At 50.8% G+C, this 7,287-nt stretch carries 6 protein-coding genes; 4 read left to right on the forward strand and 2 right to left on the reverse strand.

Annotated features, from left to right (window positions below):
* The first annotated feature begins 285 nt into the window (after positions 1–285).
* Entirely contained in the window at positions 286–2,328 is a 2,043-nt protein-coding gene (locus tag K2I50_RS10255; RefSeq protein ID WP_301026254.1) for a M13 family metallopeptidase, read from the forward strand.
* A 113-nt stretch (positions 2,329–2,441) separates the two neighbouring features.
* Here K2I50_RS10255 and K2I50_RS10260 read toward each other — a convergent pair whose 3' ends face one another.
* Both K2I50_RS10260 and K2I50_RS10265 read right to left on the reverse strand, forming a co-directional pair.
* Entirely contained in the window at positions 2,442–2,894 is a 453-nt protein-coding gene (locus tag K2I50_RS10260) for an RpiB/LacA/LacB family sugar-phosphate isomerase (RefSeq protein WP_301026255.1), read from the reverse strand.
* A gap of 27 nt (positions 2,895–2,921) precedes the next feature.
* Positions 2,922–4,754: an ABC transporter ATP-binding protein gene (locus tag K2I50_RS10265; protein WP_301026256.1), complete on the reverse strand. Its 1,833-nt coding sequence runs from the start codon at positions 4,752–4,754 to the stop codon at positions 2,922–2,924.
* 154 nt (positions 4,755–4,908) lie between these two features.
* On the opposite strand from K2I50_RS10265, the gene K2I50_RS10270 reads away from it, so the two are divergent.
* The 3 genes from K2I50_RS10270 to K2I50_RS10280 are packed head-to-tail and all read left to right on the forward strand — an operon-like array spanning position 4,909 to position 7,215.
* The gene (locus K2I50_RS10270) at positions 4,909–5,898 is read left to right on the forward strand and encodes a 4Fe-4S binding protein (protein WP_301026257.1); all 990 of its coding nucleotides are present in this window, start codon (positions 4,909–4,911) and stop codon (positions 5,896–5,898) included.
* Positions 5,873–6,667, forward strand: coding sequence for a thymidylate synthase (locus K2I50_RS10275; protein WP_301026258.1), 795 nt, complete (start codon positions 5,873–5,875; stop codon positions 6,665–6,667). Before K2I50_RS10270 ends, K2I50_RS10275 begins: the two co-directional genes overlap by 26 nt.
* Positions 6,664–7,215, forward strand: coding sequence for a dihydrofolate reductase (locus tag K2I50_RS10280; RefSeq protein ID WP_278436353.1), 552 nt, complete (start codon positions 6,664–6,666; stop codon positions 7,213–7,215). Before K2I50_RS10275 ends, K2I50_RS10280 begins: the two co-directional genes overlap by 4 nt.
* Positions 7,216–7,287 lie beyond the last annotated feature (72 nt).

The following is a 7,287-nucleotide window of genomic DNA, read 5'->3' on the forward strand; positions in this document are numbered from 1 at the left end:
GTTGGTTATATAAATATCGGGCGGGAGCATACTTTTGTGCTCCCGTCTTCATTATGGCTGGTAGAACAATTATGTTACAATTGGAAAAATTTGAGTACTTTTGCAACTGTTTGCGCTTTTCGTGCATCAAATAATGATGAATACTTTTACTAAGTAACTGGTCGAAATTATTTAATGTTTATTTGAGTGAAGTTTTTTAGAAGATTTTGCCGGAGAGACATCGAAATAATCTGACCGGGAAACATAAAATTTAGAACAGTTACTTAACACAATTACAGTAATAATATGAACCTGTTAAAATCACTTGCAACCGCCGGACTCATGGGCTTCCTCGCGGTGCTCCCTATGAGCGCTGAGGAACATCTGAAAAGCCTTGATCCCAAGCAGTTTGATCCAAACACTCCGGCCTCTGCCGACTTCTACCAGCATGTAACCAAAGGATGGCGTGACGCTCATCCTCTTACCGCCGAACATGCACGCTACGGCGCGTTCGACGTGCTCAACGACTCTTCCGAGGCTCGTGTAAAGCGTATTGTGCTCGGTCTGGGCGCTACCAATCCCAAGCCCGGCTCGGTAGCCCACAAGGTATGGACGATTTACTCACAGGCTATGGATTCAGTGCGTCGCAACCGTGAGGGTGCCGCTCCTATCCAGGCCGATCTCAAGAAGATTGAGAACACTCCCCACGAGGAGATGACCGACCTCTTTCTCTGGATGCACGGCAACTATGCCTCTCCCTTCTTCGGCGCAGGACCCATGGAGGACCTTGCCAACAGTAAGGAATACGCAATGTATGTATCAGGCGGTGGTATGGGTCTTGGCGACCGCGACTACTATCTGCTCGACGACAAGCGCAACAAGGAAGTGCGTGAGGCGTACAAGAAGCTGATTGTAAAGCAGATGCAGAATGCCGGCTTCAAGGCCAAGGATGCAAAGCGCATCATGACCAACGTAATGAAAATCGAGACTGCCCTTGCCGACTCGGCATGGACCCGCGAGCAGAGCCGTAATATTCCGGCGATGTACAATCCGTTTACATTCGCACAGCTCAAGGAGACATATCCCGGAGTAAACTGGGACCGTTTCTTTATCGAGACTATGGGAATCCCCTCGCCTGAGACTGTTATCGTTACAGAGCCCAACTCGGTGATGCAGGGTGTCAATCTGCTTTCGACCCTCACCGACCGTGAAATCAAGGACTATTACCTCTGGAAATATGTGGCTCAGGCTGCCGGTAAACTCAGCGACAAGTTTACCGACGCTTCATTTGAGTTCAACAAGGTAATGAGCGGTGTAAGCGAGCAGCGTCCGCGATGGAAGCGTGCGCTCGGAGCTACCGAGGGTATGCTCGGCGAGGCTGTCGGACAGCTTTATGTAGAGAAATACTTCCCTCAGTCGTCAAAGGACTACATGGTGGGTCTGGTAGAGAATCTGCGCACAGCTCTCGGCAAACATATAATCAATCTTCCCTGGATGAGCGACGACACCAAGCTCAACGCCATCAAGAAGCTCAATGCCTTTACCGTGAAAATCGGATATCCCGACAAATGGAAGGACTACAGCAGCATGGTTATCGATCCTGAGCTGAGCTACTACGAGAATATGCACAATGCCGGCATGTGGCATCAGAAAGAGGAATATGCCAAGTGGGGCAAGCCTGTCGACAAGACTGAGTGGGGTATGACTCCGCAGACCGTCAACGCCTACTACAATCCTCTGGCCAATGAGATTGTGTTCCCGGCAGCTATTCTCCAGGCTCCTTTCTACGACCCTGAGTCGTCGGATGCCGAGAATTATGGCGGTATCGGTGTGGTAATCGGTCATGAGATGACTCATGGATTTGACGACCAGGGACGCAACTTCGACGCAGACGGCAATATGGTCAACTGGTGGACTGCAGAGGATGCCGAGAAGTTTGCTGAAAAGACCAAGGGTCTTATCGCACAGTTTGACGCAGTGGAGATTCTTCCCGGTCTTCATGGCAACGGACAGTATACCCTTGGCGAGAATATCGCCGACCAGGGTGGCCTTCGCGTGGCTATGACAGCATTCCTCGACTCGCAGAAGAAGAAGGGTGTGGATATTGCTACTGAGAAAATCGAGGGTCTGACCCCCATGCAGGTATTCTATCTCAACTACGCCAACCTCTGGGCTCAGAATATCCGTGATGAAGAGATTCGTTCTCTTACCCAAGGCGATGTGCATTCACTTGGCGAACAGCGTGTCAACGTTACTCTGCGCAACATTGATCCGTTCTTCGAGGCATTCTCTATCAAAGAGGGCGACAAGATGTTCCGACCGGTAGAGGAGCGCGTGGTTATCTGGTAATATACCCGCAGATACATATCCTACACAATAACAAAGGCCGTGGCAAAATCTTGCCACGGCCTTTGTTATTGTGTGAGCTATGTATCGTTGTTCTGTACAGTAGTCGATTATGCTTACTGACAAGGGATTTTGGCTATGCGCTTTTCGTGACGCCCTCCATCGAATGGAGTTGCAAGAAATTCATCGACAATGGCGAGAGCCAGAGTTGGCTCAATAAAGCGGGCCGGCATTACCAGTACATTGGCGTCGTTGTGGGCACGGGCCAGTCGGGCCAGTTCTACCTCCCAGCAGAGAGCCGAGCGTATCCCCTGGTGCTTGTTGAGGGTCATGTTTATACCGTTGCCGCTTCCGCATATGCCAATGGCCGGATAGCAGCGTCCTTCTTCTACGGCTTTCGCACAAGGGTGGGCGAAGTCGGCATAGTCGCAGCTTTCGGCAGAGAATGTACCGAAGTCCTCATATTCGATACCTTGGGCTGTGAGGTATCCCTCAACAATGCTTTTCAGTTCGTAGCCAGCATGGTCGCTACATAGGGCAACTTTCTTGCCCGGTTGGAGTATGGACATTTTGGAGTATGTATTTATGTGGAGTTATCAGAATTTCTGCATGTCGACCAGATGGCGGTAGGCTCCACCTTCGATAGTCATAAGCTCGTCATGAGTGCCGGATTCCACGATACGGCCCTCGTTCATCACGCATATTATGTCGGCATTTTTGATTGTCGACAGGCGATGTGCGATTACGAGCGTGGTGCGGTCCTTCATCAGTCGCTCCAGTGCTTCCTGTACTGACTTCTCGCTTTGGCTGTCGAGCGCCGATGTGGCTTCGTCGAGAATGAGTACCGGCGGATTCTTTAGCACTGCGCGTGCGATAGAGAGTCTCTGGCGCTGTCCTCCCGACAGACGGCATCCGCGGTCGCCGATGCATGTGTCATAGCCCTGTTCAGTCTCCATGATGAATTCATGTGCGTTGGCTATGCGTGCGGCCTGCTCTACCTGGTCGCGTGTGGCCTCTTTTACGCCGAATGTTATGTTGTTGTATATAGTGTCGTTGAAGAGGATTGCCTCCTGGTTTACATTGCCCATGAGCGAGCGCAGGTCATGTACGCGCAGGTCGCGGATGTCGGTGCCGTCGATAGTGATTGAGCCTTTGTCTACATCGTAGAATCGCGGTAGAAGGTCGGCCATTGTCGATTTTCCAGAGCCGCTCTGTCCTACGAGGGCTACTGTGGCTCCCGCAGGGATGTGGAGCGAGACGTCCTGTATGACAGGCATATCCTTTGTGTAGCTGAACGATATGTTGTTGTAGCGTATATCGCCCTTGAAGTCGGTGATTTTCTTGGGATGGGCCGGGTCGTGGATAGGGTTGCGGGCCTCGATTATAGCGTCGACACGGGTCATGGCCGCGAGGCCTTTCTGTATGGCATATACGCTCTTCGACAGTTCTTTGGCAGGGTTGATGATACTGTAGAAGATAATCATGTAGTAGATGAAGTCGGGGGCTTCCATCGAAGAGTGATGGTCGATAATCAGAGTGCCTCCGAACCACAGTACAATAGCGATGGTGATGGTGCCGAGAAATTCGCTCATGGGGTGGGCGAGCGACTGACGGCGTGCTATTCTGTTGCTGATTTTATAGAAAACCTGGTTGCCGGCGTGGAAACGAGCCTTTACCTTGTCTTCGGCGTTGAAGGCCTTTATGATGCGCAGGCCTCCGAGGGTTTCCTCGATGTTCGACATAAGAAGTCCCCACTGGTTCTGGGCTTCGAGCGACTGTCGTTTCAGTCGCTTGCCTACGCGCCCCATCACAAGGCCGGCCATAGGGATAAGCACAAGTACAAACAGGGTGAGCTGCCACGACATGATAATCATCATCGTAAGGCATGCGATAATCATTACCGGATTTTTGAAGAACATATCGAGCGACGACATGATTGAGTTCTCAATCTCGGCTACGTCGCCTGTCATACGTGCCATCACATCGCCTTTGCGGGCATCGGTAAAGTAGGATATCGGCAGTCGTACTATCTTGTCGTACATATAGTTGCGTATATCTCTCACTATACCCGAGCGCATCGGTATGATAAAATAAGACGACAGGAATGTGGCTCCCGTCTTAAGGCCGGTCATTACTACGAGCAGCGCGGCCAGTGCGGCCAGTGTGATCGAAGGCCCGTAGGTGGTGATCATCTCCTGGGTGTAGTAGTAGAAGTTGTTGAAGAATACTTCCTTGAAACTACCGTTCTCCCATTCGATATGCGTATAGTTCATCTGGTCTATCCCGAACAGCATGCGCAGTATGGGTATCACCACTGCAAATGAGAACAGTGTGAGGAAAGCCGCGAGGATATTAAAGATAATGTTGAGTGCCAGATACTTCTTATAGGGAGGTACAAAGCGTCGGATGATAATCAGCAATTCTTTCATACGGCAAAGTTACTATTTATTTGGTATTTATTTAGCTGTCGGATGCAGGGAAGTCTTCAATAAGTATTAATTTTGTAGAAAATAATCTTTAACAGACCGCCTGTTGAGTGTGGTTTGGCCCACACAAAAGAGTGGTAATATATTAATCCGGAGCGTGAAACGTTATCAAGGTCTTAAAGCTATGCGCATAACGGTGTCGGTGGCTGTAGCCGCTGTCATCACCTTGTTGTGGATTGAATATAGCGACCTTGTGCTTGGCACGATGGGATGGATTGAGCATACACAGATTATACCTGCCGGTCTGGCTTTTTCGGGTGTCACGATACTGTTCTGGCTTGTCATGACCGCCTTGTTCGGCAGGATATATTGCTCGATGTTCTGTCCGCTTGGTGTCGTTCAGGATGTAGCGGCAAGGCTTGGCCGCATGAGTCGCAAGGGCTCGCGCCGCGATTATCATTATGCACCTCCGATGACGCGTCTGCGTTACTGCTCGCTCGCCGTAGTGGCCGTGTGTCTTTTTACGGGGTTGCTTATAATTCCGGTCATATTGGACCCCTACAGTATGTATTCGGCCTTTGTGCTGAATGTGTTGAAGCCTGTATGGGGGTGGATTAACAATGCTGTGGCGGCGTTTGGTGTATATACCGGATGGTGGACTGTGACTTATGTGTCGGTTATCACCGCTTCTCTCTTCGGTGTGGCTCTGTCGGTCGTGTCTTTGGGTGCAGTCGCCGTATCAGCCTGGATTTTAGGCCGGCCGTTCTGCAATACTTTCTGTCCGGTTGGTACTGTGCTTGGCATGGTCTCTGCACGCTCTCTCTGGCATATAGATATCGATACCGACCTTTGTACCAACTGCCGCAAATGTGAGCATGTATGCAAAGCTCACTGTATCGACCTTATCGACCATGTTGTCGACGGCTCGCGTTGTGTAGGTTGTTTCGACTGCCTTACCGTGTGTCCCGACGATGCCATATTCTATCGTCCCGACCGTAAGCAGCTCTCGCTCCCCATGATGCAGAGCCTCGACTCGCCTGAGATAGGGCGCGCAAGCGCATGCTCCGGAGCGTCAGCTACCGTGTCGATGGACACTGATTCGATTGTAAATACAAAATCCGATGAAACAATATCTCGAACTTCTTGACCATGTGATGGCTAATGGTGTTGAAAAGGGCGACCGCACCGGCACCGGCACGCGCAGTGTGTTTGGCTATCAGATGCGTTTTAACCTTGAAGAGGGTTTTCCGTTGCTTACTACCAAGAAACTTCATCTGAAGTCGATTATATACGAACTGCTGTGGTTTTTGCGTGGCGAAACCAATGTGCATTATCTCCAGGAGCATGGAGTGCGTATCTGGAACGAATGGGCCGGTCCCGACGGTGAGCTCGGTCCGATCTACGGCTATCAGTGGCGCTCATGGCCTGATTACAACGGCGGCCATATCGACCAGATTTCCGAAGTGGTGGAGACGATAAAGAATAATCCCGATTCGCGTCGTATAATCGTAAGTGCCTGGAATGTAGGTCAGCTCGACGAGATGCATCTGCCTCCCTGCCATGCCTTTTTTCAGTTTTATGTAGCCGACGGGCGTCTCAGCCTTCAGCTATATCAGCGGTCGGCCGATATATTCCTCGGAGTGCCGTTCAATATAGCCTCATATGCTCTGTTGCTCCAGATGATGGCCCAGGTGACGGGATTGCGTGCAGGAGATTTCGTACACACTCTCGGCGACGCCCACATCTACAATAACCATATCGAGCAGGCGCGTCTGCAATTGTCGCGTGAGCCCCGCCATCTGCCGCGTATGGTACTGAATCCTGAGGTAAAATCAATATTTGATTTCAAATACGAGGACTTCACTCTCGAAGATTACGATCCGCATCCCCATATAAAAGCAGTAGTGGCAGTATGATGAACGATAAAGACAGAATCCCTCTGACTCTTGTGGCCGCTGTCACCCGTGACGGTGGGCTGGGGCGTTCCGGCCAGCTCCTTTACCGCATAAGTGCCGATATGAAACATTTTAAGTCTCTGACAATGGGACATCCACTCATAATGGGCCGCAAGACATATGAGTCGTTTCCCTCAGGTCCGCTGCCCGGACGTCTCAACATCGTGCTCACACGCGGCGATATGGAATTGCCCGACGGAGCGGTTGTAGCCCATACTCCCGACGAGGCCCTCTCCATCGCTGCAGATTATATTGCAGCCAAAAGCGAAGGGAGCGCCGATGATACCATGCTTTCGGCAATGGTGGTAGGTGGAGGAGAGATTTACCATATGTTTATGCCTATGGCCGACACACTTGAAATCACAGAGATAGACGCAGCTGCGCCTTCCGACACCGACACATGGTTTCCTGAAATCAGCGCCGGTGAATGGAGTGTTGTATATGAGGGGGAAATTCAGGCTGATCCGCGTTCAGGTGCCGAATACCGTTTTATTACTTATCGACGCTAAGACCCCGTTCCCCAATATTTGTTAACGCTGGGGTCGCATATCTCTGAGTGATTTTTGTCTTGTGATGATGGA

It is taken from the genome of Muribaculum sp. (assembly GCF_029051885.1).
In the GTDB taxonomy this organism is placed as follows: domain Bacteria; phylum Bacteroidota; class Bacteroidia; order Bacteroidales; family Muribaculaceae; genus Muribaculum.